The organism is Enterobacter sp. Ag1 (assembly GCA_000277545.1).
Classification (GTDB): Bacteria; Pseudomonadota; Gammaproteobacteria; order Enterobacterales; family Enterobacteriaceae; genus Cedecea.
On the sequence record AKXM01000058.1, the window covers coordinates 18,634 to 43,879 of the forward strand.

Sequence of the window (25,246 nt, forward strand, 5' to 3'; positions counted from 1 at the left end):
TTATTTCAGGCCAGCGGCTTCACGCAGCAGTGCGGCTTTGTCGGTTTTTTCCCATGGGAAATGTTCGCGACCAAAGTGACCGTATGCGGCGGTTTCTTTGTAGATCGGATGCAGCAAATCCAGCATCTGAATCAGGCCGTATGGACGCAGGTCGAAGAACTCGCGCACCAGCAGGGTCAGCTGCTCGGTAGAGATTTTCTCGGTACCGAAGGTTTCCACCATGATGGAAGTAGGTTCTGCTACGCCGATAGCGTAAGAAACCTGAATTTCGCAGCGGTCAGCCAGGCCAGCGGCGACGATGTTTTTCGCGACATAACGCGCAGCATAGGCAGCAGAACGGTCAACTTTAGACGGATCTTTACCTGAGAATGCGCCGCCACCGTGACGAGCCATGCCGCCGTAGGTATCAACGATGATTTTACGCCCGGTCAGACCGCAGTCACCCATTGGGCCACCGATAACAAAACGGCCAGTTGGGTTGATGTGGTATTTGGTGGAGGCGTTCAGCCACTCGCCCGGCAGAACTGGTTTGATGATCTCTTCCATCACCGCTTCCTGCAGGTCTTTCAGCGCGATGTCTTCAGAGTGCTGAGTGGACAACACAACCGCATCAATACCGACGATTTTACCGTCGTCGTACTGGAAGGTGATCTGGCTTTTCGCGTCCGGGCGCAGCCACGGCAGGGTGCCGTTTTTGCGCACTTCAGCCTGACGTTGCACCAGACGGTGGGCGTAGGTGATTGGCGCTGGCATCAGCACGTCGGTTTCGTTGGTCGCATAGCCAAACATCAGGCCCTGATCGCCCGCACCCTGTTCCAGCGGATCGGTACGGTCAACGCCCTGATTGATGTCCGGGGATTGTTTACCAATCGCGCTCAGAACAGCGCAGGAGTTGGCGTCAAAGCCCATATCTGAATGCACATAGCCGATTTCACGCACGGTTTTGCGGGTGATTTCTTCGATATCAACCCACGCGCTGGTGGTGATTTCGCCGCCAACCAGAACCATACCGGTTTTGACGTAGGTCTCACAGGCTACGCGTGCTTTCGGATCCTGCTCGAGGATGGCGTCAAGGACGGCGTCGGAGATTTGGTCAGCGATTTTATCAGGATGCCCTTCAGATACAGACTCGGACGTAAAGAGGTGTTTAGCCATATTTTCTTCACCCTAAGAGGATTTATTTAGTTCAGGCTGCTGCTCTACGCCACAGCGGTGGCGAGATAGACCAACCCGGGAACTTATTGCCACAGATTGAAAAACAGGCAGTCTAACAGTTAATCAGTATAGATGGATTAACATCTGGACGGCCATTTTAGATTAGACAATCGGCAGATAGCCAGAATTTTTTAGGGTAACGGCAACATGTGATAAATCTTGAGTGGAAAGTGGAGCTGACACTGCTGGCAATTTACACATTTTGTTTTGCTTTTTACCCCTTATATGGGTATAAAGCGGCGCGCGCGGCTTAATCAAAAGCACACGATTCGTGTTGCCCACTTCCAGCCGGGTTGAGCAATTATTTAGAGCCTGTCAGGTACAGTGTTCGCAGCTTTGGCTTGTCGCATACATATTCAACGTATGCGTGGAGGTGATACAAGTAATGAACCGCCGTCATTCATATAACCCAGCACGCCGTTCTGGCGCGTATATGCTCCTCGCAGCCTGCATCTCATGTTTTCAAACTTGCCGATGTTTTACCCATCTCGGCGCTTCTCAGGATCCCCGGGCCGGTCTGTAATCCGCCGTGGTAACTGAACAAGGGCGCTCTTGTATTACAAGAGTTTTCTCGTGGTTTCGCCGTCCTGTCATACAGGGTTCGGATACGTGTTTTACAATGATATGAAAATGAAACCGGTCGCACAGCCTGGCTGTCAGCGTCTTGTGCTGTCAATGCGCGCTGTTAATGGGTTGTTATTGCAGGATACCCCTGCGATAGTAGTCAACTGTTTTGCACAATCGACAAAATTTGAGGTTCGCCATGACTGACAAAATCACTTCTGTTTCGGGTTCGTCAGTGGGCGAGCAGGATGTACATCGTTCCATTCAGGAGGTTGCCATGAGCTCCGAGGAAGCCAGCAAGATGCTGCGTACATACAATATTGCCTGGTGGGGCAATAATTATTACGACGTTAACGAACTGGGCCATATTAGCGTTTGCCCGGACCCGGACGTTCCTGAAGCTCGCGTGGATCTCGCCGAACTGGTGAAAGCGCGTGAAGCTCAGGGCCAGCGCTTGCCTGCGCTGTTCTGTTTCCCGCAGATCCTGCAGCACCGCCTGCGTTCGATTAACGCCGCCTTTAAGCGTGCGCGTGAATCCTACGGCTACAACGGCGACTATTTTCTGGTTTACCCGATCAAAGTTAACCAGCACCGCCGTGTAATTGAGTCGCTGATTCATTCCGGCGAACCGCTGGGCCTGGAAGCAGGTTCTAAAGCCGAGCTGATGGCCGTATTGGCGCACGCGGGCATGACCCGGTCGGTTATCGTCTGTAACGGCTATAAAGACCGCGAATACATCCGCCTGGCGCTGATCGGCGAGAAGATGGGCCATAAGGTCTACCTGGTTATCGAGAAGATGTCCGAGATCGGCATCGTGCTGGAAGAAGCCGAGCGACTGAATGTGATTCCTCGCCTGGGCGTTCGCGCCCGTCTGGCCTCTCAGGGATCCGGTAAATGGCAGTCTTCCGGCGGTGAGAAGTCCAAATTTGGCCTCGCGGCAAACCAGGTTCTGCAGCTGGTGGAAATCCTGCGTGAACGCGGCCGCCTGGACAGCATTCAGCTGCTGCACTTCCACCTGGGGTCGCAAATGGCGAACATTCGCGATATCGCCACCGGCGTTCGTGAGTCCGCGCGCTTCTACGTTGAGCTGCATAAGCTGGGCGTGAACATCCAGTGCTTCGACGTTGGCGGTGGCCTGGGCGTGGACTACGAAGGGACTCGCTCCCAGTCCGACTGCTCCGTTAACTACGGCCTGAATGAATACGCGAACAATATTATTTGGGCGATTGGCGATGCCTGCGAAGAAAATGGCCTGCCGCACCCGACGGTGATCACCGAGTCTGGCCGCGCCGTGACCGCGCACCACACCGTGCTGGTTTCCAATATTATCGGCGTGGAGCGTAACGAATATACCGAAGCAACTCCACCTGCGGTTGACGCCCCTCGCGCACTGCAAAGCATGTGGGAAACCTGGGAGGAGATGCATCAGCCTGGGACTCGCCGCTCGCTGCGTGAATGGTTGCACGACAGCCAGATGGACCTGCACGATATCCACGTCGGCTACTCCTCCGGGGCATATAGCCTGCAGGAGCGTGCCTGGGCAGAACAGCTTTACCTGAACATGTGCCACGACGTGCAGAAGCAGCTTGATCCAAGCAACCGCGCGCACCGTCCAATTATCGACGAACTGCAGGAGCGCATGGCGGACAAAATGTACGTCAACTTCTCGCTGTTCCAGTCGATGCCGGACGCGTGGGGGATCGATCAGCTTTTCCCGGTACTGCCGCTGGAAGGGTTGAATCACGCGCCTGAGCGCCGTGCGGTGCTGCTGGACATTACCTGCGACTCCGATGGGGCAATTGACCACTATATTGATGGCGACGGCATAGCCACGACGATGCCGATGCCGGAATACGATCCGGAGAACCCACCGATGCTGGGCTTCTTCATGGTGGGTGCGTACCAGGAAATCCTGGGCAACATGCACAACCTGTTCGGTGACACCGAAGCTGTGGACGTCTTCGTCTTCCCTGATGGCTCCGTGGAAGTTGAACTGTCTGACGAAGGCGATACCGTGGCGGACATGCTGCAGTACGTGCAGCTCGATCCGAACAAGCTGCTGACTCAGTTCCGCGACCAGGTCAAGAACACCGGCCTTGACGATGCGCTGCAGCAGCAGTTCCTCGAAGAGTTCGAAGCGGGTCTGTACGGTTATACGTATCTGGAAGACGAGTAAGCTATCGCTTTCCCTCTCCTCTTCAGGGAGAGGGGCAAAGAGCGTGCAATAGCCTATACTCTCTTGAACCTGTATGAATTAGCGGCGATAATCCGCGCAATAAATAGTAGTCACCCAATCCAATCCCTTCCTCGTCGGGTTTAACGACGCGGAGGGGATTTTTTTTAGGCGTTTTTTAACCCCCAACCGAGAGGTCAGACAATGAGCACCTTAGGCCACAAATACGATAACTCCCTGGTATCTAATGCCTTTGGTTTTTTACGTTTCCCGCTGAATTTCCAGCCGTACGATAGCGATGCAGACTGGGTGATCACCGGCGTTCCGTTTGATGCGGCAACTTCCGGTCGCGCAGGCGGCCGCCACGGCCCGGCAGCGATTCGTCAGGTATCCACCAACCTGGCATGGGAAGGAAACCGCTTCCCGTGGAACTTCGACATGCGCGAGCGTCTGAACGTTGTGGACTGCGGCGATCTGGTTTACGCCTTCGGCGATGCCCGTGAGATGAGCGAAAATCTCCAGGCGCACGCTGAGCGTCTGCTGGCTTCCGGCAAGCGTATGCTTTCCTTCGGCGGTGACCACTTCGTGACTCTGCCGCTGCTGCGTGCTCACGCGAAGCACTTTGGTAAAATGGCGTTGGTGCATTTTGATGCGCACACCGACACCTACGCGAATGGCTGCGAGTTCGACCACGGCACGATGTTCTACACCGCGCCAAACGAAGGCCTGATCGATCCGAACCACTCCGTGCAGATCGGTATTCGTACCGAGTTCGACAAAGATAACGGCTTCACCGTGCTGGATGCCTGCCAGGTTAACGATCGCGGCGTAGACGACATTATTGCCCAGGTTAAGCAGATCGTCGGCGACATGCCGGTTTACCTGACTTTTGACATCGACTGCCTGGATCCCGCGTTTGCGCCGGGAACCGGTACGCCGGTGATTGGTGGCCTGACGTCCGATCGTGCTATCAAGCTGGTTCGGGGCCTGAAAGATCTGAATATCGTGGGGATGGACGTGGTGGAAGTGGCTCCAGCCTACGACCAGTCTGAAATCACCGCGCTGGCTGCGGCAACGTTGGCGCTGGAAATGCTGTATATCCAGGCGGCCAAGAAAGGCGAATAAGCCTTTAAATACCGCCCCATTGGGGGCGGTTTCGCTTTATTTAATCCCATCCGCTGCCATGCGGTCGCGGATATGCTGGGCACGAGCGGCAGACGCCGGGTGGTCGTCCAGCATGGAGCTTTGACGGCCCTCGTCGAGCTTAGCCAGTTTCTCGAAGCTGGTGGCAAGACCGGTCGGGTTGATGCCGCGTTTGCGCAACAGATCGTAAGAGTAGTCGTCCGCTTCAGATTCCTGACGCTGAGAGAACTGAGCGTTCACCAGTTTTTCGCCTAAATCCCCAAGCTGAGACTGCGACAGGTTGCCAATCACGCCGCCTGCGGATGCGGCAGCAACGCGGGCTGCGTTAGCCCCGAGCGCGACCTGCATCCCTTTTTTCACGTGGCCCAGCGCGACGTGCCCCATTTCGTGGCCAATCACCGCTTCAACTTCGTTGTCGTCCATCATGTCCATCAGGCCGCTGTAGACGCGGATGCAGCCGTTCGCCATGGCGAAGGCGTTGACGTCTTTGGTCACATAAACTTTATAGTTAACCGGCAGACCGTTGATGTTATCCCCCAGCGCGGAGGCAATTTTGTTCAGCCGCTGGGTGTATGGACTGTCTGCCGGGGCTATCGTAGCTTTGCTGTCCTGCTGCTTACAGGCATCATCGCTCAGGGTTTTCACCTGCGCATCGCTTAAAGTGTAGGCCTGGAAAGCTTCGGCTCCAGAGGTCAATAGCCCGTTGGAATCCATTCCCTGGCAGCCGCTCAGCAGGGCTGCGACGCTCAGGCTCAACAATATTGGGCGCATCTTCATGGCCATTTTCCTTTCTTTATAATAGGTAAAAACAGAATCGGATTTACCGCAGGCGAGGCGGCTCCAGAACCAGTATAAAGAAGAATAAATGGCCTGCGCATCAGGTTGCGCAACTTGCGAGCGTTATCCAGAGATTTCTTACCCTGTCAACGGCACGCCGCATGTACATGACCATTCCCCTGGTGTACATTGTTGTCACATTTTCGGGCGTAGCCCATAACGCATCGTAGTCAAGGCGCGACCTTCAACCATCCGATCTGGAGTCAAAATGTCCTCTCGTAAAGAGCTTGCCAATGCTATTCGTGCGCTCAGCATGGACGCAGTACAAAAAGCCAAATCCGGTCACCCGGGTGCCCCTATGGGCATGGCCGACATTGCCGAAGTCCTGTGGCGTGATTTCCTGAACCATAACCCACAGAACCCTTCCTGGGCAGACCGCGACCGCTTCGTGCTGTCCAACGGCCACGGTTCTATGCTGATTTACAGCCTGCTGCATCTCAGCGGTTATGATCTGCCGATTGAACAGCTGAAAAACTTCCGTCAGCTGCACTCCCAGACTCCGGGCCACCCGGAAGTGGGCTACACCGCCGGTGTTGAAACCACGACTGGCCCACTGGGTCAGGGTATTGCGAACGCGGTCGGTATGGCTATCGCAGAGAAAACGCTGGCGGCACAGTTCAACCGTCCTGGCCACGACATCGTGGACCACTTCACCTATGCATTTATGGGTGACGGCTGCATGATGGAAGGCATCTCTCACGAGGTTTGCTCCCTGGCTGGTACCCTGAAGCTGGGTAAACTGGTTGCGTTCTATGACGACAACGGCATCTCCATCGACGGTCACGTTGAAGGCTGGTTCACCGACGATACCGCAAAACGCTTCGAAGCCTACGGCTGGCATGTCGTGCGCGGTGTAGACGGCCACGATGCCGCGGCTATCAAACGTGCAGTAGAAGAAGCGCGTGCGGTGACCGACAAACCATCCCTGCTGATGTGCAAAACCATCATCGGTTTCGGTTCCCCGAACAAAGCCGGTACCCATGACTCTCATGGCGCCCCGCTGGGTGATGCAGAAATCGCACTGACCCGTGAAGCGCTTGGCTGGAACCACGCACCGTTCGAAATCCCTTCTGACATCTACGCGCAGTGGGATGCGAAAGAAGCGGGTCAGGCTAAAGAAGCCGCATGGAACGAGAAGTTCGCTGCCTACGCGAAAGCCTTCCCGCAGGAAGCCGCAGAGTTCACTCGCCGCGTGAAAGGCGAAATGCCTTCTGACTTCGACGCAAAAGCGAACGAGTTCATCGCTAAGCTGCAGGCTAACCCATCCAAGATCGCCAGCCGTAAAGCGTCCCAGAATGCTATCGAAGCGTTCGGCCCGCTGCTGCCGGAATTCCTGGGTGGCTCCGCTGACCTGGCGCCTTCTAACCTGACTATCTGGTCTGGTTCTAAAGCAATTAACGAAGATACTGCCGGGAACTACATCCACTACGGCGTGCGCGAATTCGGTATGACCGCTATCGCCAACGGTATCTCCCTGCACGGCGGTTTCCTGCCGTACACCTCTACCTTCCTGATGTTCGTAGAATACGCCCGTAACGCGGTGCGTATGGCTGCGCTGATGAAACAGCGTCAGGTGATGGTGTATACCCACGACTCCATCGGCCTGGGCGAAGATGGCCCGACTCACCAGCCGGTTGAGCAGGTTGCTTCCCTGCGTGTGACCCCGAACATGAGCACCTGGCGCCCATGTGACCAGGTTGAGTCCGCAGTCGCGTGGAAGTACGGCGTTGAGCGTCACGACGGCCCGACCGCGCTGATCCTTTCCCGCCAGAACCTGGCTCAGCAGGATCGTACCGAGCAGCAGCTGAAAGACATCGCTCGCGGCGGCTACGTGCTGAAAGATTGCGCAGGTCAGCCAGAGCTTATCTTCATCGCTACCGGCTCTGAAGTTGAGCTGGCGGTGGCCGCATGGGACAAGCTGACTGCCGAAGGCGTGAAAGCGCGCGTGGTGTCCATGCCGTCTACCGACGCGTTCGACAAGCAGGATGCGGCTTACCGTGAATCCGTGCTGCCGAAAGCCGTTTCTGCTCGTGTGGCTATCGAAGCCGGCATCGCTGACTACTGGTACAAATACGTTGGCCTGAATGGCGCTATCGTGGGCATGACCACCTTCGGTGAGTCTGCTCCAGCGGAACTGCTGTTCGAAGAGTTTGGCTTCACCGTGGAAAACGTGGTGAAACAGGCTAAAGCGATTCTGTAATCCGTCTCGCTAACTATCAGGGTCGCTTCGGCGGCCCTTTTTTATGCCGATTATTCCACTTATAGCCTGTTCTTTATTCCACCATCGGGGCGCTCAGTTGCAGTTATTCCACCAAAACTGTGATGTACGTCAGAAGTTGAGCGGAGCATGTTGGGGTATCGTTCCTTTTATTCCCGCTTTCGCTTAACATAGCTGAAGCGTTTCAGTCGAATAAATGTTCGACAATTAAGCAAACAAGTGCAGTTTCATGAGTGCGAGGATTCCCCTCAGGCGGTTGCTGGATTACTCTGTCAGCCACTAAATCCCAGGGATTCTGGCAGGAGAGATATGACCGTACGCATCGCTATTAATGGCTTCGGTCGCATTGGGCGCAACGTGGTACGTGCTTTGTACGAATCTGGTCGCCGTGCGGAAATTACCGTGGTAGCAATCAACGAACTGGCAGACGCTGCGGGTATCGCGCATCTGTTGAAGTACGATACCAGCCACGGTCGCTTTGCCTGGGATGTTCGCCAGGAGCGTGAAGTCCTGTTTGTGGGCGATGACAGCATTCGCCTGCTGCATGAACCGACCATTGAAGCGCTCCCGTGGCGTGAGCTGGGCGTTGATATCGTGCTGGACTGCACCGGCGTGTTCGGCTCCCGCGCTGACGGTGAAGCCCACCTTGCGGCAGGGGCGAAGAAAGTCCTGTTCTCACACCCTGGCGGTAACGACCTCGATACAACCGTCGTCTACGGCGTGAACCATGAGCAGGTCGAAGACAGCCACCGTATCGTCTCCAATGCCTCCTGCACCACAAACTGTATTATTCCAATCATTAAACTGCTGGATGAAGCGTTTGGCATTGAGTCCGGGACGGTCACTACCATCCACTCGGCCATGCACGATCAGCAGGTGATTGACGCTTACCACCCTGATTTGCGACGCACTCGTGCGGCGAGTCAGTCGATCATTCCGGTGGATACGCGTCTTGCGGCCGGTATCACGCGTATTTTCCCACAATTTAATGACCGTTTTGAGGCGATCGCGGTACGCGTTCCCACGATAAACGTGACGGCCATTGATTTGAGCGTGACGGTCAGAAATTCAGTAAATGCATGTGAAGTCAACCACTTGCTGCAAAAAGCGGCACAGGAAGCATTTCATGGTATAGTTGACTATACGGAATTACCGTTGGTCTCTACTGATTTTAACCACGATCCGCACAGTGCAATCGTCGACGGCACGCAAACGCGGGTCAGTGGGCAACATCTGATTAAAACTCTAGTCTGGTGTGATAACGAATGGGGCTTTGCCAACAGGATGCTCGACACCACGTTGGTTATGGCTCAATGGATTTCAGGTAAGGCGCACGTTGCGTCTGCAAAACTTTAAGAATCAACGAGAGGATTCACCATGTCTGTAATTAAGATGACCGATCTGGATCTGGCGGGCAAACGCGTATTCATCCGTGCCGATCTGAACGTGCCGGTTAAAGACGGGAAAGTCACCAGCGATGCGCGTATCCGTGCATCTCTGCCGACCATTGAACTGGCGCTGAAACAGGGTGCTAAAGTCATGGTGACTTCTCACCTGGGTCGTCCGACCGAAGGCGAGTACAACGAAGAATTCTCTCTGCTGCCAGTGGTTAACTACCTGAAAGACAAGCTGTCTAACCCGGTGCGTCTGGTAAAAGATTACCTGGACGGCGTAGAGGTTGCTGCCGGTGAGCTGGTTGTTCTGGAAAACGTTCGCTTCAACAAAGGCGAGAAAAAAGACGACGAAGCACTGTCCAAAAAATACGCTGCACTGTGCGACGTGTTCGTGATGGATGCTTTCGGGACTGCACACCGTGCGCAGGCTTCTACTCACGGCATCGCTAAATTTGCTGACGTTGCTTGTGCTGGCCCGCTGCTGGCTGACGAACTGGAAGCACTGGGCAAAGCTCTGAAAGAGCCGGCTCGCCCAATGGTTGCTATCGTTGGCGGTTCTAAAGTTTCTACCAAACTGACCGTGTTGGACTCCCTGTCCAAAATCGCTGACCAGCTGATTGTTGGCGGCGGCATCGCGAACACCTTCGTTGCAGCCCAGGGCCACAACGTAGGTAAATCCCTGTACGAAGCAGACCTGGTTGATACCGCTAAAGATCTGCTGACCCGTTGCGACATCCCAGTACCAACCGACGTGCGTGTGGCAACCGAGTTCTCCGAAACTGCGACCGCAACCCTGAAGTCTGTGAACGACATCAAAGACGAAGAGCAGATTCTGGACATGGGCGACGTTTCCGCTGAGAAACTGGCCGTGATCCTGAAAAACGCGAAAACCATTCTGTGGAACGGCCCGGTTGGCGTATTCGAATTCCCTAACTTCCGTAAAGGGACCGAAATCGTTGCCCGTGCTATCGCAGACAGCGAAGCCTTCTCCATTGCAGGCGGCGGCGACACTCTGGCCGCTATCGACCTGTTCGGTATCGCAGACAAAATTTCCTACATCTCTACCGGCGGCGGCGCATTCCTTGAGTTTGTGGAAGGCAAAGTACTGCCAGCTGTAGCAATGCTCGAAGAGCGCGCTAAGAAGTAATTCCTACGGGCAGGGTAACCTGCCCGTTGATTTATTGCCGCCCGGCAAGATTCAGGACGGTGATTCGATTTTTCCAAGGCCTACAGGACACATCAACATGTCTAAAATTTTTGATTTCGTAAAACCAGGTGTTGTAACTGGCGACGACGTACAGAAAATCTTCCAGGTAGCAAAAGAGAACAACTTTGCTCTGCCAGCCGTTAACTGCGTCGGTACCGACTCTATTAACGCCGTTCTGGAAACCGCTGCGAAAGTAAAATCTCCGGTTATCGTCCAGTTCTCTAACGGCGGTGCTGCATTCATCGCTGGTAAAGGCGTGAAAACTGATGTTCCACAGGGTGCTGCTATCCTGGGCGCAATCTCTGGTGCACACCACGTACATCAGATGGCTGAACACTACGGCGTGCCGGTTATTCTGCACACTGACCACTGCGCTAAGAAACTGCTGCCGTGGATCGACGGCCTGCTGGACGCGGGTGAAAAACACTTTGCCGCTACCGGTAAACCACTGTTCTCTTCCCACATGATTGACCTGTCCGAAGAGTCTCTGGAAGAAAACATCGAAATCAGCTCCAAATACCTGGCTCGCATGTCCAAACTGGGCATGACCCTGGAAATCGAACTGGGCTGCACCGGCGGTGAAGAAGATGGCGTGGACAACAGCCACATGGACGCTTCTGCTCTGTACACCCAGCCAGAAGACGTTGATTACGCTTACACCGAACTGAGCAAAATCAGCCCACGTTTCACCATCGCAGCTTCTTTCGGTAACGTACACGGCGTGTACAAACCAGGTAACGTGGTTCTGACCCCGACCATCCTGCGTGATTCTCAGGAATATGTTTCTAAGAAACACAACCTGCCGCACAACAGCCTGAACTTCGTCTTCCACGGCGGTTCCGGTTCTTCTGCTCAGGAAATCAAAGACTCCGTAAGCTACGGCGTAATCAAAATGAACATCGATACCGATACCCAGTGGGCAACCTGGGACGGCATCCTGAACTACTACAAAGAAAACGAAGCTTACCTGCAGGGTCAGCTGGGTAACCCGAAAGGCGCTGACCAGCCGAACAAAAAATACTACGATCCACGTGTCTGGCTGCGCGCAGCTCAGACCTCTATGATCGTTCGCCTGGAGCAGGCATTCAAAGAGCTGAACGCGGTAGACGTTCTGTAATTTGAGCTAATATTTGCTTCGATAAAAACCCGCCTTGGCGGGTTTTTTTATATTCAAATATAAGCGTAATATTTGCAGCCATTTTTAATTCTTTGTTTTATGCACCTTACTCTGAGTAAATAAACGTCAATATTGATAAGTTTTCAGTCTGAATAAGAGTTTATGGCTGGTTATATGAATTTATTATCTCCATAAATTTCTTTTATTCAGGATGTTTAGGTTGACCTTAATCATGGAAATAGCAAATTATAAAACATTAACTCATTGTTATTTATGGGTTTATATTCATTTTGTTGCTTGTTGTACTGATGAGGGTTGAGCTCTTGTGAGTCGCCGCACATAACATAGTAGGGAGAATACGTAAGATCGCCGCCATTGATAACTTATTAGGCATGGCGCTTTATGGATAATACGACATTACCTAAAACACAGCACCTGGTTGTATTTCAGGAAGTGGTAAGAAGTGGTTCATTTGGCTCTGCGGCGAAGCAGCTAAGTTTGACTCAGCCTGCGGTAAGTAAAATTATCAGCGATATGGAAGCCTTGTTTGGTCTGGAGCTTATCATTCGCAAAAATACCGGTGTTCAGCTTACGGCTGCCGGTAAAGTACTGCTCGGTTACGCCGAGTCGATTACCCGCGAAATGCGCAACATGTGCAACGAAATGAACAGTCTGGTCGGTAGCGAAGCGGTAGATGTTTCATTCGGCTATCCTTCACTTATCGGTTTTACCTTCCTGCCGGGCATGATGAAAGCCTTTAAAGAGCAGTATCCACAGGCTGAAGTTTCAATGTTTGAAGCTCAACTTTGCTCCTTCTTACCGGCGATACGTGACGGCAGGCTGGATTTTGCCATCGGTACGCTGAGCGATGAGATGCTGCTTCAGGATTTGCATATCGAACCCCTGTTTGAATCAGAGTTTGTTCTGGTAGCCGGACGAACACGAACGCGCGGAGGCGTGATGACGCTCCGCTCATTAAGCCATGAGCAGTGGGTGTTGCCTCAAACCGAAATGGGCTACTACAGTGAACTTCTGACCATCCTGCAACAGAACCATATCACCAGCGATAAAATCATTAAAACCGACTCAGTTGTCACCATTTATAACATGGTGTTGACCGCCGGTTTCCTGACGATTATTCCCCGTGAAATGATCGCACCTTTTGGCTCTCAGGAGTTTGTTCAAATTCCATTAACGGATGAATTACCTGTTGCACGCTATGCTGCGGTATGGTCGAAAAATTGCCGTATAAAAAAATCAGCGGCGACGCTGGTCGAATTAGCCAAAGTGCATTCAGTGCGTAGTAAATATCAATTTAATAAATTAACGGTGGTGGCTTAGCTTACTTAGCATAATCACTTTTTATCACTCATTAAATTAAAAAGGCGAGTTTTTTATTATTCGCTACGAATATCTTTTATTGCTTTGATGCGGAGATCAACATGCATATAGATAATGAATTGCCAGTCACAATTAACGATGTTCTTGAAGCGAAAAAAAGAATATCTGGATTTGTGTATAAAACCGGGATGCCTCGCTCTAATTATCTTAGCGAATGCTGTAAGGGCGACATCTATTTGAAATTTGAAAACATGCAGCGTACCGGTTCGTTTAAAATGCGCGGTGCTTTCAATAAACTCAGTTCACTGAGTGAAGAAGAAAGAGCCCGGGGCGTGGTGGCCTGTTCTGCGGGTAACCATGCTCAGGGTGTTTCATTGTCATGTGCGCTGCTCGGTATTAACGGCAAAGTGGTGATGCCTAAAGGTGCACCGAAGTCAAAAGTTGCCGCCACGACTGACTATTCAGCTCAAGTGATTATCCACGGCGATAATTTTAACGAAACCATCGCCAAGGTCAGCGAAATTGTTGAGACGGAAGGGCGTATCTTTATCCCACCTTACGATGATGAAAAAGTCATTGCCGGGCAGGGGACGATTGGCCTGGAAATTCTTGAAGACCTTTACGACGTCGATAACGTGATTGTGCCGATTGGCGGCGGCGGCCTGATTGCCGGCATTGCGGTAGCCATTAAATCCATTAATCCAACAATTAATATTATTGGCGTGCAGGCGGAAAACGTCCACGGCATGGCTTCCTCTTTCCGCACTGGTGAAATTACCGCGTATCGGGCAGGCAGCACGTTGGCTGACGGCTGTGACGTTGCCCGCCCAGGAAAGCTAACTTTCGAAATCGTTAAAAAATTAGTCACCGATATTATTTTGGTCAGTGAAGACGATATCAGAAATAGTATGGTCGCACTTATTCAGAGAAACAAAATTGTCACTGAAGGTGCTGGTGCACTGGCTTCTGCTGCATTATTAAGCGGCAAGCTTGACCAGTACATTAAAGGCCGGAAAACCGTGAGTATTATTTCTGGTGGAAATATCGATTTGTCTCGTGTTTCTGAAATTACTGGCGCAGCGGAAGCCTGCCTGGTCTAAATAAGGATCTTCATTATGAGTAATGTTGAAACAACCCTTGTTGGTCAAAAAGAGTCCTCCCTGTGGCGTAAGTCCGATACCACCTGGACTTTAGGTCTGTTTGGTACCGCCATTGGCGCTGGGGTCCTGTTTTTCCCGATTCGCGCGGGCTACGGCGGGCTTATCCCAATACTTATCATGCTTGTTCTTGCCTATCCGATAGCCTTCCTTTGCCACCGCGCGCTGGCACGACTGTGCCTTTCCGGCAGCAATCCATCGGGAAATATCACCGAAGTTGTCGAGGAGCATTTTGGTAAAACGGGTGGCGTCGTTATCACCTTCCTTTATTTCTTCGCGATTTGCCCGCTGCTGTGGATTTACGGCGTCACCATTACTAACACCTTCATGACCTTCTGGGAAAATCAGCTCCAGCTGATGCCCTTAAATCGTGGGCTGGTAGCGCTATTCCTGCTGATGCTGATGGCCTTTGTCATCTTCTTTGGTAAGGATCTGATGGTGAAGGTGATGAGCTGGCTTGTGTTCCCGTTTATCGCCAGCCTGGTCATTATTTCCCTGTCGCTTATTCCCTACTGGAATTCAGCGGTTATCGATCAGGTGAACCTGAGTGAAATCGCGTTAACCGGCCATGACGGCATCCTGGTGACCGTGTGGCTCGGGATTTCCATCATGGTGTTCTCCTTTAACTTCTCGCCGATCGTCTCTTCCTTTGTGGTGTCGAAGCGTGAAGAGTACGAAGCGGACTTCGGGAAAGCCTATACCGAAGACAAGTGCTCAAAAATCATCTCGCGTGCCAGCATGTTGATGGTTGGCGTGGTGATGTTCTTCGCCTTTAGCTGCCTGTTCACGCTGTCGCCACAGAATATGGCCGAAGCAAAAGCGCAGAACATCCCGGTGCTCTCCTATCTCGCTAACCATTTCTCTTCACTCTCTGGTTCGAAGTCTACTTTTGCCACGGTGCTGGAATATGGCGCATCGATTATTGCCCTGGTCGCCATTTTCAAATCTTTCTTCGGCCACTATCTGGGCACGCTGGAAGGGTTGAATGGCCTGGTCCTGAAATTTGGCTATAAGAGTGACAAAACGAAGGTTTCCGAGGGCAAACTTAATCTGATCAGCATGGTGTTTATCATGGGGTCAACCTGGGTTGTCGCCTACGCCAACCCAAATATTCTTGACCTGATTGAAGCGATGGGCGCCCCGATCATTGCCTCGTTGCTTTGCCTGCTGCCGATGTACGCGATTCGCAAAGTGCCGGCGCTGAGCAAATACAAAGGCAGAAGTGAAAATATCTTTGTTACCGTGATCGGCTTACTGACGATCCTTAACATCGTATACAAAATCTTGTAATTAACTGTCATTGGCTCAGGATGAGTGAACGTTAATATGAATGAATATCCGGTAATATTAACCATAAATTGCGGTTCATCTTCGGTTAAATTCTCCGTGCTGGATGAATTAACCATGGAGCCACTTTTAACGGGTATTTGCGAAGGTATAAATACCGAAGCCGCAATGCTTATCGTTAATAGCGGTGAGCCGGTGAAGCTGGCGCATTCTGATTATGAGGATGCGCTGGCGGCAATCTCCCTCGAGCTTGAAAGACGTCATTTGACCGAAAGCGTGGCCTATATAGGCCACCGCATTGCTCACGGCGGGGCGATTTTTGGCGAGTCGGTATTGCTTACGGACGACGTCGTGGAGCAAATCCGCGCGGTCTCGCCTCTCGCGCCGCTGCACAACTATGCCAATCTCAGTGGCGTGGCTTCGGCCAGGCTGCGCTTCCCTGGCGTGCCGCAGGTTGCCGTGTTTGATACCAGCTTTCACCAGACGATGAAACCTGAAGCCTATCTTTACGGCCTGCCATACCGCTATTTCAACGAGCACGGCGTCAGGCGTTATGGATTCCACGGGACCTCTCACCGCTATGTTTCCATGCAGGCAAGCGAGCTACCTGAACTGAAAGGGCGTTCATTGGGGCTGGTGATTGCTCATCTGGGCAACGGGGCTTCAGTGTGCGCGGTTGTTGACGGGCAAAGCGCTGATACCTCGATGGGGATGACGCCGCTGGAAGGTTTGATCATGGGGACACGCTGCGGCGATGTCGACTTTGGGGCGATGGTGTGGCTGGCAAGGCAGACCGGGCAGTCGCTGGACGATCTTGAGCAGGTGGCAAATACCGAGTCAGGGTTGTTGGGGCTTTCAGGTATATCTTCTGACTTACGGACGCTGGAAAAAGCCTGGCAGCAGGGGGATACCCGCGCGGAGTTGGCTATCAACACGTTTGTACATCGTATTGCCAAAACCATCGGCGGACACGCAACTTCGCTGCCACATTTTGATGGGCTAATTTTTACTGGCGGCATTGGTGAAAACTCAGCTCTTATTCGCCGTCTGGTTATTCAACATTTAAGGGTATTCGGTTTCGAACTGAATGAAGAAAAAAATATGCGGCCTAATTCTGACGGCGAGCGTGTTATTTCAACCCAGAACTCGGCAGTACTGTGTGCAGTTATTCCGACCAACGAAGAAAAAATGATTGCTCTTGATGCCCGTGAATTGGGCAAGGCATCGGAGCTTGCGGCATTCGCTTAATTTTATTTGCGGTACAGAGGATTGAATGCATGAAAATGGATATTGATATTTCCCATGATAATTATGCTCAGGCCTGGCAGCAGTTTCGTGGGGAATGCTGGCAGCATGAAATTAATGTTCGGGATTTTATCCAGCAAAACTACACACCGTATGAGGGGGATGATGCGTTTCTGGCGAGCGCAACATCTGAGACGACGGCGCTCTGGGAAAAGGTGATGGAGGGTATTCGCGTTGAAAATGCCACTCATGCCCCGGTCGATTTTGATACTAACGTGGCCACGTCCATTACCGCCCATGCCCCCGGTTACATTATCCAGCAGCATGAGAAAATTGTTGGCCTTCAGACGGACCAGCCGCTAAAGCGCGCGCTGCATCCTTTCGGCGGCATCAATATGATCAAAAGTTCGTTTGAAGCCTATGGCCGCAAAATGGACCCTGAGTTTGAGTATCAGTTTACCGAGCTGAGGAAAACGCACAATCAGGGCGTGTTCGACGTTTATTCGCCGGATATTCTGCGCTGCCGCAAGTCCGGCGTACTGACTGGGCTGCCTGATGGTTACGGGCGTGGCCGAATCATCGGCGATTACCGCCGCGTGGCGCTGTACGGCATTGCTTATCTGGTTCGCGAACGTGAGCTACAGTTTGCCGATCTGCAGCAAAAGCTTGAACGCGGCGAGGATCTTGAGGCAACGATTCGCCTGCGAGAAGAACTGTCGGAGCATCGCCACGCACTGCTGCAAATACAGGACATGGCCGCTGGCTACGGTTTCGATATCTCGAGGCCGGCGAGCAACGCACAGGAGGCGATTCAGTGGCTTTATTTCGCCTATCTGGCGGCGGTGAAGTCGCAAAACGGCGGAGCGATGTCGCTGGGGCGCACCGCAACCTTTATCGATGTTTATATTGAGCGCGATCTTCGCTCTGGCCTGCTCAATGAGCAACAGGCGCAGGAGCTTATTGACCACTTCATTATGAAAATCCGCATGGTGCGCTTCCTGCGCACGCCGGAGTTTGATTCGCTGTTCTCCGGGGATCCTATTTGGGCAACGGAAGTGTTAGGCGGAATGGGGCAGGATGGTCGTACTCTGGTGACCAAAAGTACCTTCCGCTATTTGAATACGCTTTACACCATGGGGCCTGCGCCGGAGCCGAATTTGACCATCCTTTGGTCTGAGGCGCTGCCGAAAGCGTTCAAGGTTTATGCCGCCAGGGTGTCGATTGAAACCTCGTCATTGCAGTATGAAAATGATGATCTGATGCGCATCGATTTCGCCAGCGACGACTATGCGATTGCCTGCTGCGTTAGCCCGATGGTGATTGGCAAACAGATGCAGTTCTTTGGCGCTCGCGCCAACCTGGCAAAAACGCTGCTGTACTGCATCAACGGGGGAATGGATGAAAAGCTGAAGATCCAGGTTGGGCCGAAAACGCCAATGTTGCTCGACGATGTGCTGGACTACGACAAGGTGATGACCAGCCTCGACAGCTTTATGGATTGGCTGGCGGTGCAGTACGTGACGGCCCTGAACCTGATCCACTACATGCACGATAAATACAGCTACGAAGCTTCGCTGATGGCCCTGCATGACCGGGATGTTTACCGCACGATGGCCTGTGGCATCGCCGGGCTTTCGGTGGCGGTGGATTCACTTTCTGCCATCAAACACGCCGTGGTTAAGCCGGTGCGCGACCATACCGGGCTGGCGGTGGATTTCGTGATTGAGGGTGACTATCCGCAATACGGCAATAACGACGATCGCGTGGACGCCATTGCCTGCGATCTGGTTGAGCGTTTTATGAAGAAAATTCAGGCGCTGCCAACTTATCGCGATGCCGTGCCGACGCAGTCTATTTTGACCATTACGTCGAATGTGGTTTACGGGCAAAAAACGGGGAACACGCCAGATGGCCGCAGGGGAGGAACGCCGTTTGCACCCGGTGCGAACCCGATGCACGGGCGAGACACTAAAGGAGCTGTAGCCTCGTTAACCTCCGTGGCTAAGCTGCCGTTCAGCTACGCAAAAGATGGTATCTCTTATACGTTTTCCATCGTGCCTGCGGCGCTGGGGAAAGAGGATTCCATTCGCTGCCTGAACCTGGTCGGCTTGCTTGATGGCTACTTCCACCACGATGTCAAAACGGAAGGCGGGCAGCACCTGAACGTCAACGTGTTGAACCGTGAAATGCTGATGGATGCCATCGCGCATCCTGAAAATTACCCGACACTGACCATTCGTGTTTCTGGCTACGCGGTGCGTTTCAACGCGCTTACCCGCGAGCAGCAGCAGGATGTTATTTCCCGGACCTTCACACAAACGTTGTAAGCCCACTTTTAGCCCGGACATTCGTCCGGGTTTTTCCCTTTTTTTGCCGCATTAATACGCAATTTGAGATCAATTTTGTGACGTACTTGGCACATCCATGCGTTTTTGTTTACCCTTTACGGTTTGAACTGCCTTACCGGGCGGAGAAACTTTTCAGACAAGGAACAGTAAATGGAAGATCTCAACGTAGTAGACAGTATTCATAATGCGGGGGGCTGGCTGGTACGCAATCAGGAGCTGCTCCTGAGCTATGCGGTAAATATCGTCGCCGCCGTGGCCATTTTGATCGCCGGGATGATCGTTGCCCGTCTGGTCTCCGGAGCCGTTAATCGCCTGATGCTGGCTCGCAGCATCGACAGCACTGTCGCCGACTTTCTTTCCGCGCTGGTGCGCTACGGGATTATTGCCTTCACGCTGATTGCGGCCCTGAGCCGTGTCGGGGTGCAGACAGCTTCGGTGATTGCCGTGCTGGGTGCCGCCGGTCTGGCCGTTGGTTTGGCGCTGCAGGGTTCCCTGTCCAACCTGGCCGCAGGCGTGTTGCTCGTTACCTTCCGCCCGTTCCGTACCGGGGAGTATGTCGATCTCGGCGGCATTGCGGGCACCGTGCTGAACGTGCAAATCTTCTCCACCACGCTGCGTACCGTGGATGGCAAAATCGTGGTTGTGCCGAACGGCAAAATCATCGCCGGGAATATCATTAACTTCTCCCGGGAACCTGCCCGCCGCAACGAGTTCATCATCGGCGTGGCCTACGATGCCGACATCGATCAAGTTAAGCAGATCCTGACTGACATCATCACCAGCGACGAGCGCGTGCTGAAGGATCGCGACATCACCGTGCGCCTGAACGAGCTTGGCCCTTCATCCGTCAACTTTGTGGTGCGGGCATGGAGCAAAAGCGGTGACCTGCAAAACGTTTATTGGGACGTGCTGGAGCGCATCAAGAAAGCGCTTGATGCCAACGGCATCGGTATTCCTTATCCGCAAATGGACGTTCACGTTCGCCAGATGAAAGACTCTGATAACGCATAACCTCCGGGGCCAGCTTTCGCTGGCCTTATTTTCACCTGCAATGATTAGTTATGCTTATAAGCGATTAAAAATATCAATTTCCTCTAATAATTTTTGCGCATTACACTCACGCTCAATGATGAACAGTTAAAGGGTGTGTCGCGTGTTATCTTATTATTTTCAGGGCATTGCATTGGGAGCCGCGCTAATTCTGCCGCTGGGGCCGCAAAATGCCTTCGTGATGAATCAGGGCATTCGTCGCCAGTACCATCTGATGATTGCTTCCCTGTGCGCGTTGAGCGACATCATTCTGATTTGCGGCGGGATTTTTGGCGGCAGCGCCATTCTGATGCAGTCTCCCTGGCTGCTGGCGCTGGTCACCTGGGGCGGCGTGGCATTTCTGCTGTGGTATGGCTGGGGTGCGCTGCGCACGGCGATGAGCAGCAACCTGGAGCTGGCTTCGGCCGAAGTGTTGAAGCAGGGGCGCTGGAAAATCGTGGTCACCATGCTGGCGGTGACCTGGCTCAACCCGCACGTCTATCTGGATACCTTTGTGGTACTTGGTAGCCTGGGGGGCCAGCTTGCGGACGAAGCAAAACGCTGGTTCGCGCTGGGAACCATTAGCGCCTCCATTCTCTGGTTTTACGGCCTGGCTATTCTTGCCGCCTGGCTGGCCCCTCGTCTTCGTACCGCAAAAGCACAGCGTATTATCAACGGGGTGGTTGGGCTTGTGATGTGGTTTATTGCCGCTCAGCTGGCCCGGGATGGCGTGCAGCACATCGCGGCACTCGTGGGCTAATTCGCCATAATCTGATAGACAAGTTACCATTACAGGCTAAGCTTGCTGGCAGACGTCGGGAGTTTGTTGAACGGCGTAATCACAGTGGAACGTAGCACGGAGGAGTTACAGTGAAGTTTAAAATTTTAGCATTAGCCGCGTTAATGGGATTAGGTTCTGTTTCTGTGCAGGCGGGTGAGTTGCCAAACGGCCCTCACGTGGTCACCTCCGGGACAGCCAGCGTCGATGCCGTTCCTGATATCGCCACGCTCGCTATCGAAGTCAACGTGTCCGCTAAGGACGCGGCCTCTGCCAAAAAACAGGCCGACGATCGCGTGGCGCAATACCTGACCTTCCTGCAGAAAAATGGCGTAGAGAAGAAGGACATCAATGCCGCTAACCTGCGCACACAGCCAGAGTATGACTACCTGAAAGACGGTAAAACTCAGTTGAAGGGCTACCGTGCGGTACGCCAGGTGGAAGTCACGCTGCGTCAGCTGGATAAAATGAACGAGCTGCTGGATGGCGCGTTGAAGTCCGGTCTGAACGAAATCCGTTCCGTGTCGCTGGGCGTTGCGCATCCAGAAGAGTACAAAGACAAAGCACGTAAAGAAGCGATTAACGATGCAACCCGCCAGGCGAAGCTGCTGGCCGAAGGCTTTAACAGCAAGCTGGGCCCGGTCTACAGCGTGCGTTACCACGTGTCTAACTACCAGCCCGCGCCGATGGTTCGCATGATGAAAGCGGACGCGGCTGCACCGGCTTCCGCTCAGGATACCTACGATCAGCAGACTATTCAGTTTGACGATCAGGTCGATGTGGTGTTTGAACTGCAGGGCGCACAAACCCCTGCGGCACCTGCTCAGTAAGATGTGATCTTCACCTTAACCCTCGCCGCAGCCGGCGAGGGTTAATCAAAGCGTTATTCCGTATCCTGCCTCAAGACCTTGTGCCCGTACTCCAGCAACGCATCCGTCACGTTGCGCATCATGCGGCTTTCCGGTGCAAAGCGGTGCCAGTAGAGCATGCGGCGCTGCAGCAGACCCGGTGTCAGGTCGATTAATTCCCCGCTATTTAACTCGCGCTCAATTTGCAGGTGCGGGATCATACAGCACGTTGTGCCCTGGCGAGCCAGCTGCACAAAGGCCTCCGAAGAGTTAACGATGTGGCACGGCACGCTGCCTGGGGACAGATCAAAGTTCTGCTGTAAAAATGCCTGATGCATATCGTCGAGATGATCAAAGGCTACGGCAGGGGCTTTTAGCAGCGCCGATCGCGTGACGCCATTCGGGAAATAACGCTCGGCAAAATCTTTCGACCCCACAAACAGATAGTCCAGCGCGCCCAGGCGATCCACCAGGCAGCTCGGCAGCGGCTGAGGTTGGATGGAAACCGCCCCAACCACTTCCCCGCGACGCAGGCGTTCCTGAGTACGGGTTTCATCTTCCACCTGAAGATTCAGGCGAATGGGGGAGTCGGCCAGAACCGGCGCAAGGGCCGGTAGCAGCCAGGTGGCCAGACTGTCGGCGTTAACTGCCAGCGAAAGCAGCAGCGGCGTGGAGCCGGTTTGCTCATCGCCCAGCCACTCTTCTTCCAGCAGTTCCACCTGACGTAAAAGTGCCAGCAGTTTTTGGCCCTGTTCGGTGGGGCGGGGCGGCACGGTACGCACCAACAATGGCTGGCCGAACATCGTTTCCAGTTGCTTAATACGTTGTGACACCGCCGACTGAGTAATGCACAGCTTCTGCGCCGCACGCTCAAATCCTCGTTCACGAATTACCGCATCCAGCGCCTGCAGCGTTCTGTAGTCCGGGCGTTTCATTGTTGTTCATCTGCTCCTGATTTCGTCGTGCAGCCACTATGACATAAATTTGCCGCTGATTCAGACCAAATCAGCAAGCTGACATTGTGTTTGAACGTGATGGGGTTTGCAGTGCGGCAAAGCCGGGGACATTTTTCCGCCGCATGCTCTATAATGCGCGTCAGTTTCCACATCACAGGCATAAAATTATGACGCAGGATGAACTGAAAAAAGCAGTCGGATGGGCAGCACTCCAGTATGTGCAGCCGGGCACCATTGTGGGCGTGGGCACGGGCTCAACCGCCGCGCATTTTATTGATGCTTTGGGCACCATCAAACACCAGATTGAAGGTGCTGTTTCCAGCTCCGACGCTTCCACCGCGAAACTGAAAAGTCTTGGGATCCCCGTGTTCGATCTCAACGAGGTGGATTCATTAGGCGTCTACGTCGACGGTGCCGATGAGATCAACCACCAGATGCAGATGATTAAAGGCGGTGGCGCAGCGCTGACTCGCGAGAAAATCATCGCCTCCGTTGCCGACAAGTTTGTTTGCATCGCGGACGCCTCCAAGCAGGTTGATATTCTCGGTAACTTCCCGCTGCCGGTGGAAGTGATTCCTATGGCGCGCAGCGCCGTCGCGCGTGAACTGGTAAAACTGGGTGGTCGCCCGGAGTACCGTCAAGGCGTGGTCACGGACAACGGTAACATCATTCTGGATGTGCATGGTTTGAGCATCATGGAACCGATGAAGCTGGAAAACATCATCAACGGTATGCCTGGCGTTGTTACCGTGGGCCTGTTTGCGAACCGTGGCGCGGATGTGGCGCTGATCGGTACCGCTGACGGCGTAAAAACCATCGTGAAATGATCTGACCGGGGCGCGTTCTGCGCCCCAAAAAACCGTATAAAAAATGACAAATTATTTTAACCGCATTTTTGGTGACATATATCACATTTTGGTAACAGTTCTGTGATTCATGCCTGGTTCACTCTCCCGCTCAGCATTTTATTCTGACTCTCGCCGCCTTATTCCCGCCTGACGATACGGCGACGCAATCGTTCATATTGCCCCAAACGTAGATTTTGATATTTTGACAGAAGGGTAACTTATAGGCGGTGGCGCATCACCGCCTAAAAACGAATACAACAGCACTGAAAATAGGGTCGGGAAATGGCAAAAGTATCACTGGATAAAGACAGAATTAAATTCCTGCTTGTGGAAGGCGTGCACCAAAAGGCGGTAGACAGCCTCCGTGCAGCGGGATACACCAACATTGAATTCCATAAAGGCGCGCTGGATTCCGAAGCGCTCAAAGAGTCGATCCGTGATGCTCACTTCATTGGCCTGCGTTCCCGCACCCATTTGACCGAAGAGATCTTTGCCGCGGCTGAAAAACTGGTGGCTGTAGGCTGCTTCTGCATCGGCACCAACCAGGTTGATCTGGATGCGGCGGCGAAGCGCGGTATTCCGGTGTTCAACGCCCCGTTCTCGAACACCCGTTCCGTTGCTGAACTGGTGATTGGTGAATTGCTGCTGTTGCTGCGCGGCATTCCTGAAGCTAACGCCAAAGCGCACCGTGGCGTGTGGAACAAGCTGGCGGTAGGCTCTTTTGAGGCCCGTGGTAAAAAGCTGGGCATCATTGGCTACGGCCACATCGGTACGCAGCTGGGGATTTTGGCTGAATCCCTGGGGATGCACGTCTACTTCTACGATATCGAAAACAAGCTGCCGCTGGGCAACGCGACTCAGGTTCAGCATCTCTCCGACCTGCTGAATATGAGCGATGTGGTTAGTCTGCACGTGCCGGAAAACGCCTCCACCAAAAACATGATTGGCGCGAACGAGCTGGCCTTGATGAAGCCGGGCTCTCTGCTGATCAACGCCTCTCGCGGTACGGTGGTAGATATTCCTGCTCTGTGCGGTGCGCTTTCGAGCAAGCATCTGTCTGGTGCGGCTATCGACGTCTTCCCGACCGAACCGGCCACCAACAGCGATCCGTTTAACTCTCCGCTGTGCGAGTTTGACAACGTGATCCTGACCCCGCACATCGGCGGCTCAACTCAGGAAGCGCAGGAAAACATCGGCCTGGAAGTGGCGGGCAAACTGGCGAAATACTCGGATAACGGCTCTACGTTGTCTGCGGTTAACTTCCCGGAAGTTTCTCTGCCGCTGCACGGGGGCACCAGCAGCCGCCTGCTGCACATTCATGAGAACCGCCCTGGCATTCTGACCGCGCTTAACCAGATCTTTGCTGAGCAGGGTATCAACATTGCCGCTCAGTTCCTGCAGACCACGCCGCACATGGGTTACGTAGTAATTGATATTGATGCGCCGGAAGATGTGGCTGAGAAAGCGCTGAAGTCAATGAAAGCGATTCCGGGCACCATCCGCGCCCGTCTGCTGTACTGATCTGACCATGGCCTCTTCCC

Annotated in this window: 21 protein-coding genes; 18 read left to right on the forward strand and 3 right to left on the reverse strand. The window is 53.3% G+C overall.

Features of this window, described 5'->3' with window-relative positions; translation table 11 throughout:
* Positions 1-1,155 carry a methionine adenosyltransferase gene (metK, locus tag A936_RS21570; RefSeq protein ID WP_008461565.1) on the reverse strand — a complete coding sequence of 385 codons (1,155 nt, stop codon included), beginning with the start codon at positions 1,153-1,155 and terminating at the stop codon, positions 1-3.
* Between the two features lie 427 nt (positions 1,156-1,582).
* Between metK and yqgG the strand changes: the two genes are divergently transcribed.
* From yqgG to speB, 4 genes are all read left to right on the forward strand, one after another.
* Complete coding sequence (yqgG, locus tag A936_RS24150; protein WP_502685432.1) at positions 1,583-1,738, forward strand: small protein YqgG; 156 nt, start codon at positions 1,583-1,585, stop codon at positions 1,736-1,738.
* 107 nt (positions 1,739-1,845) lie between these two features.
* Positions 1,846-1,986: an acid stress response protein YqgB gene (yqgB, locus tag A936_RS23355; RefSeq protein WP_442892300.1), complete on the forward strand. Its 141-nt coding sequence runs from the start codon at positions 1,846-1,848 to the stop codon at positions 1,984-1,986.
* Positions 1,979-3,955 carry a biosynthetic arginine decarboxylase gene (gene speA, locus A936_RS21575; RefSeq protein WP_008461567.1) on the forward strand — a complete coding sequence of 659 codons (1,977 nt, stop codon included), beginning with the start codon at positions 1,979-1,981 and terminating at the stop codon, positions 3,953-3,955. Before yqgB ends, speA begins: the two co-directional genes overlap by 8 nt.
* 201 nt (positions 3,956-4,156) lie before the next feature.
* Positions 4,157-5,077, forward strand: a complete 921-nt coding sequence (gene speB / locus A936_RS21580) for an agmatinase (RefSeq protein ID WP_008461568.1) — start codon at positions 4,157-4,159, stop codon at positions 5,075-5,077.
* A gap of 36 nt (positions 5,078-5,113) precedes the next feature.
* On the opposite strand, the gene loiP is transcribed toward speB, so the two are convergent.
* Complete coding sequence (gene loiP / locus A936_RS21585) at positions 5,114-5,872, reverse strand: metalloprotease LoiP (RefSeq protein WP_008461569.1); 759 nt, start codon at positions 5,870-5,872, stop codon at positions 5,114-5,116.
* Positions 5,873-6,140: 268 nt separating this feature from the next.
* On the opposite strand from loiP, the gene tkt reads away from it, so the two are divergent.
* The 12 genes from tkt (at position 6,141) to A936_RS21645 (ending at position 21,883) form a co-directional block, all read left to right on the forward strand.
* Positions 6,141-8,132, forward strand: coding sequence for a transketolase (gene tkt / locus A936_RS21590; protein WP_008461570.1), 1,992 nt, complete (start codon positions 6,141-6,143; stop codon positions 8,130-8,132).
* Between the two features lie 327 nt (positions 8,133-8,459).
* Positions 8,460-9,506: an erythrose-4-phosphate dehydrogenase gene (gene epd / locus A936_RS21595; RefSeq protein ID WP_008461572.1), complete on the forward strand. Its 1,047-nt coding sequence runs from the start codon at positions 8,460-8,462 to the stop codon at positions 9,504-9,506.
* Between the two features lie 21 nt (positions 9,507-9,527).
* Entirely contained in the window at positions 9,528-10,691 is a 1,164-nt protein-coding gene (gene pgk / locus A936_RS21600; RefSeq protein ID WP_008461573.1) for a phosphoglycerate kinase, read from the forward strand.
* A 97-nt stretch (positions 10,692-10,788) separates the two neighbouring features.
* The gene (gene fbaA, locus A936_RS21605) at positions 10,789-11,868 is read left to right on the forward strand and encodes a class II fructose-bisphosphate aldolase (RefSeq protein WP_008461574.1); all 1,080 of its coding nucleotides are present in this window, start codon (positions 10,789-10,791) and stop codon (positions 11,866-11,868) included.
* Between the two features lie 402 nt (positions 11,869-12,270).
* Positions 12,271-13,209 (forward strand): transcriptional regulator TdcA, encoded by a 939-nt coding sequence (tdcA, locus tag A936_RS21610; protein WP_034810145.1) that lies wholly within the window; start codon positions 12,271-12,273, stop codon positions 13,207-13,209.
* A 101-nt stretch (positions 13,210-13,310) separates the two neighbouring features.
* Complete coding sequence (gene tdcB, locus A936_RS21615; RefSeq protein ID WP_008461576.1) at positions 13,311-14,309, forward strand: bifunctional threonine ammonia-lyase/L-serine ammonia-lyase TdcB; 999 nt, start codon at positions 13,311-13,313, stop codon at positions 14,307-14,309.
* A 15-nt stretch (positions 14,310-14,324) separates the two neighbouring features.
* The gene (gene tdcC, locus A936_RS21620) at positions 14,325-15,656 is read left to right on the forward strand and encodes a threonine/serine transporter TdcC (RefSeq protein WP_008461579.1); all 1,332 of its coding nucleotides are present in this window, start codon (positions 14,325-14,327) and stop codon (positions 15,654-15,656) included.
* Positions 15,657-15,692: 36 nt separating this feature from the next.
* Positions 15,693-16,901, forward strand: coding sequence for a propionate kinase (gene tdcD / locus A936_RS21625; protein WP_008461581.1), 1,209 nt, complete (start codon positions 15,693-15,695; stop codon positions 16,899-16,901).
* Between the two features lie 29 nt (positions 16,902-16,930).
* Positions 16,931-19,225: a formate C-acetyltransferase gene (gene pflB, locus A936_RS21630; RefSeq protein WP_008461584.1), complete on the forward strand. Its 2,295-nt coding sequence runs from the start codon at positions 16,931-16,933 to the stop codon at positions 19,223-19,225.
* A gap of 171 nt (positions 19,226-19,396) precedes the next feature.
* Positions 19,397-20,257: a small-conductance mechanosensitive channel MscS gene (locus A936_RS21635; RefSeq protein ID WP_008461586.1), complete on the forward strand. Its 861-nt coding sequence runs from the start codon at positions 19,397-19,399 to the stop codon at positions 20,255-20,257.
* Between the two features lie 142 nt (positions 20,258-20,399).
* Positions 20,400-21,035, forward strand: a complete 636-nt coding sequence (argO, locus tag A936_RS21640; RefSeq protein WP_008461588.1) for an arginine exporter ArgO — start codon at positions 20,400-20,402, stop codon at positions 21,033-21,035.
* 110 nt (positions 21,036-21,145) lie between these two features.
* Positions 21,146-21,883 carry an oxidative stress defense protein gene (locus A936_RS21645; protein WP_008461590.1) on the forward strand — a complete coding sequence of 246 codons (738 nt, stop codon included), beginning with the start codon at positions 21,146-21,148 and terminating at the stop codon, positions 21,881-21,883.
* A gap of 53 nt (positions 21,884-21,936) precedes the next feature.
* Here A936_RS21645 and argP read toward each other — a convergent pair whose 3' ends face one another.
* Positions 21,937-22,836, reverse strand: coding sequence for a DNA-binding transcriptional regulator ArgP (argP, locus tag A936_RS21650; RefSeq protein WP_008461592.1), 900 nt, complete (start codon positions 22,834-22,836; stop codon positions 21,937-21,939).
* Positions 22,837-23,024: 188 nt separating this feature from the next.
* Here argP and rpiA point away from each other — a divergent pair, with 188 nt between their 5' ends.
* Complete coding sequence (gene rpiA, locus A936_RS21655; protein WP_008461594.1) at positions 23,025-23,684, forward strand: ribose-5-phosphate isomerase RpiA; 660 nt, start codon at positions 23,025-23,027, stop codon at positions 23,682-23,684.
* Between the two features lie 303 nt (positions 23,685-23,987).
* A complete protein-coding gene (gene serA / locus A936_RS21660; RefSeq protein WP_008461595.1) occupies positions 23,988-25,226 on the forward strand; it encodes a phosphoglycerate dehydrogenase in 1,239 nt (412 codons plus the stop codon).
* The last annotated feature ends 20 nt before the right edge of the window (positions 25,227-25,246 follow it).

Coding starts and splice junctions, on each gene's coding strand:
- metK (WP_008461565.1), bottom strand. CDS start 1,155: ATGGCTAAACACCTCTTTACGTCCGAGTCTGTATCTGAAGGGCATCCT.
- yqgB (WP_442892300.1), top strand. CDS start 1,846: ATGAAACCGGTCGCACAGCCTGGCTGTCAGCGTCTTGTGCTGTCAATG.
- speA (WP_008461567.1), top strand. CDS start 1,979: ATGACTGACAAAATCACTTCTGTTTCGGGTTCGTCAGTGGGCGAGCAG.
- speB (WP_008461568.1), top strand. CDS start 4,157: ATGAGCACCTTAGGCCACAAATACGATAACTCCCTGGTATCTAATGCC.
- loiP (WP_008461569.1), bottom strand. CDS start 5,872: ATGAAGATGCGCCCAATATTGTTGAGCCTGAGCGTCGCAGCCCTGCTG.
- tkt (WP_008461570.1), top strand. CDS start 6,141: ATGTCCTCTCGTAAAGAGCTTGCCAATGCTATTCGTGCGCTCAGCATG.
- epd (WP_008461572.1), top strand. CDS start 8,460: ATGACCGTACGCATCGCTATTAATGGCTTCGGTCGCATTGGGCGCAAC.
- pgk (WP_008461573.1), top strand. CDS start 9,528: ATGTCTGTAATTAAGATGACCGATCTGGATCTGGCGGGCAAACGCGTA.
- fbaA (WP_008461574.1), top strand. CDS start 10,789: ATGTCTAAAATTTTTGATTTCGTAAAACCAGGTGTTGTAACTGGCGAC.
- tdcA (WP_034810145.1), top strand. CDS start 12,271: ATGGATAATACGACATTACCTAAAACACAGCACCTGGTTGTATTTCAG.
- tdcB (WP_008461576.1), top strand. CDS start 13,311: ATGCATATAGATAATGAATTGCCAGTCACAATTAACGATGTTCTTGAA.
- tdcC (WP_008461579.1), top strand. CDS start 14,325: ATGAGTAATGTTGAAACAACCCTTGTTGGTCAAAAAGAGTCCTCCCTG.
- tdcD (WP_008461581.1), top strand. CDS start 15,693: ATGAATGAATATCCGGTAATATTAACCATAAATTGCGGTTCATCTTCG.
- pflB (WP_008461584.1), top strand. CDS start 16,931: ATGAAAATGGATATTGATATTTCCCATGATAATTATGCTCAGGCCTGG.
- A936_RS21635 (WP_008461586.1), top strand. CDS start 19,397: ATGGAAGATCTCAACGTAGTAGACAGTATTCATAATGCGGGGGGCTGG.
- argP (WP_008461592.1), bottom strand. CDS start 22,836: ATGAAACGCCCGGACTACAGAACGCTGCAGGCGCTGGATGCGGTAATT.
- rpiA (WP_008461594.1), top strand. CDS start 23,025: ATGACGCAGGATGAACTGAAAAAAGCAGTCGGATGGGCAGCACTCCAG.
- serA (WP_008461595.1), top strand. CDS start 23,988: ATGGCAAAAGTATCACTGGATAAAGACAGAATTAAATTCCTGCTTGTG.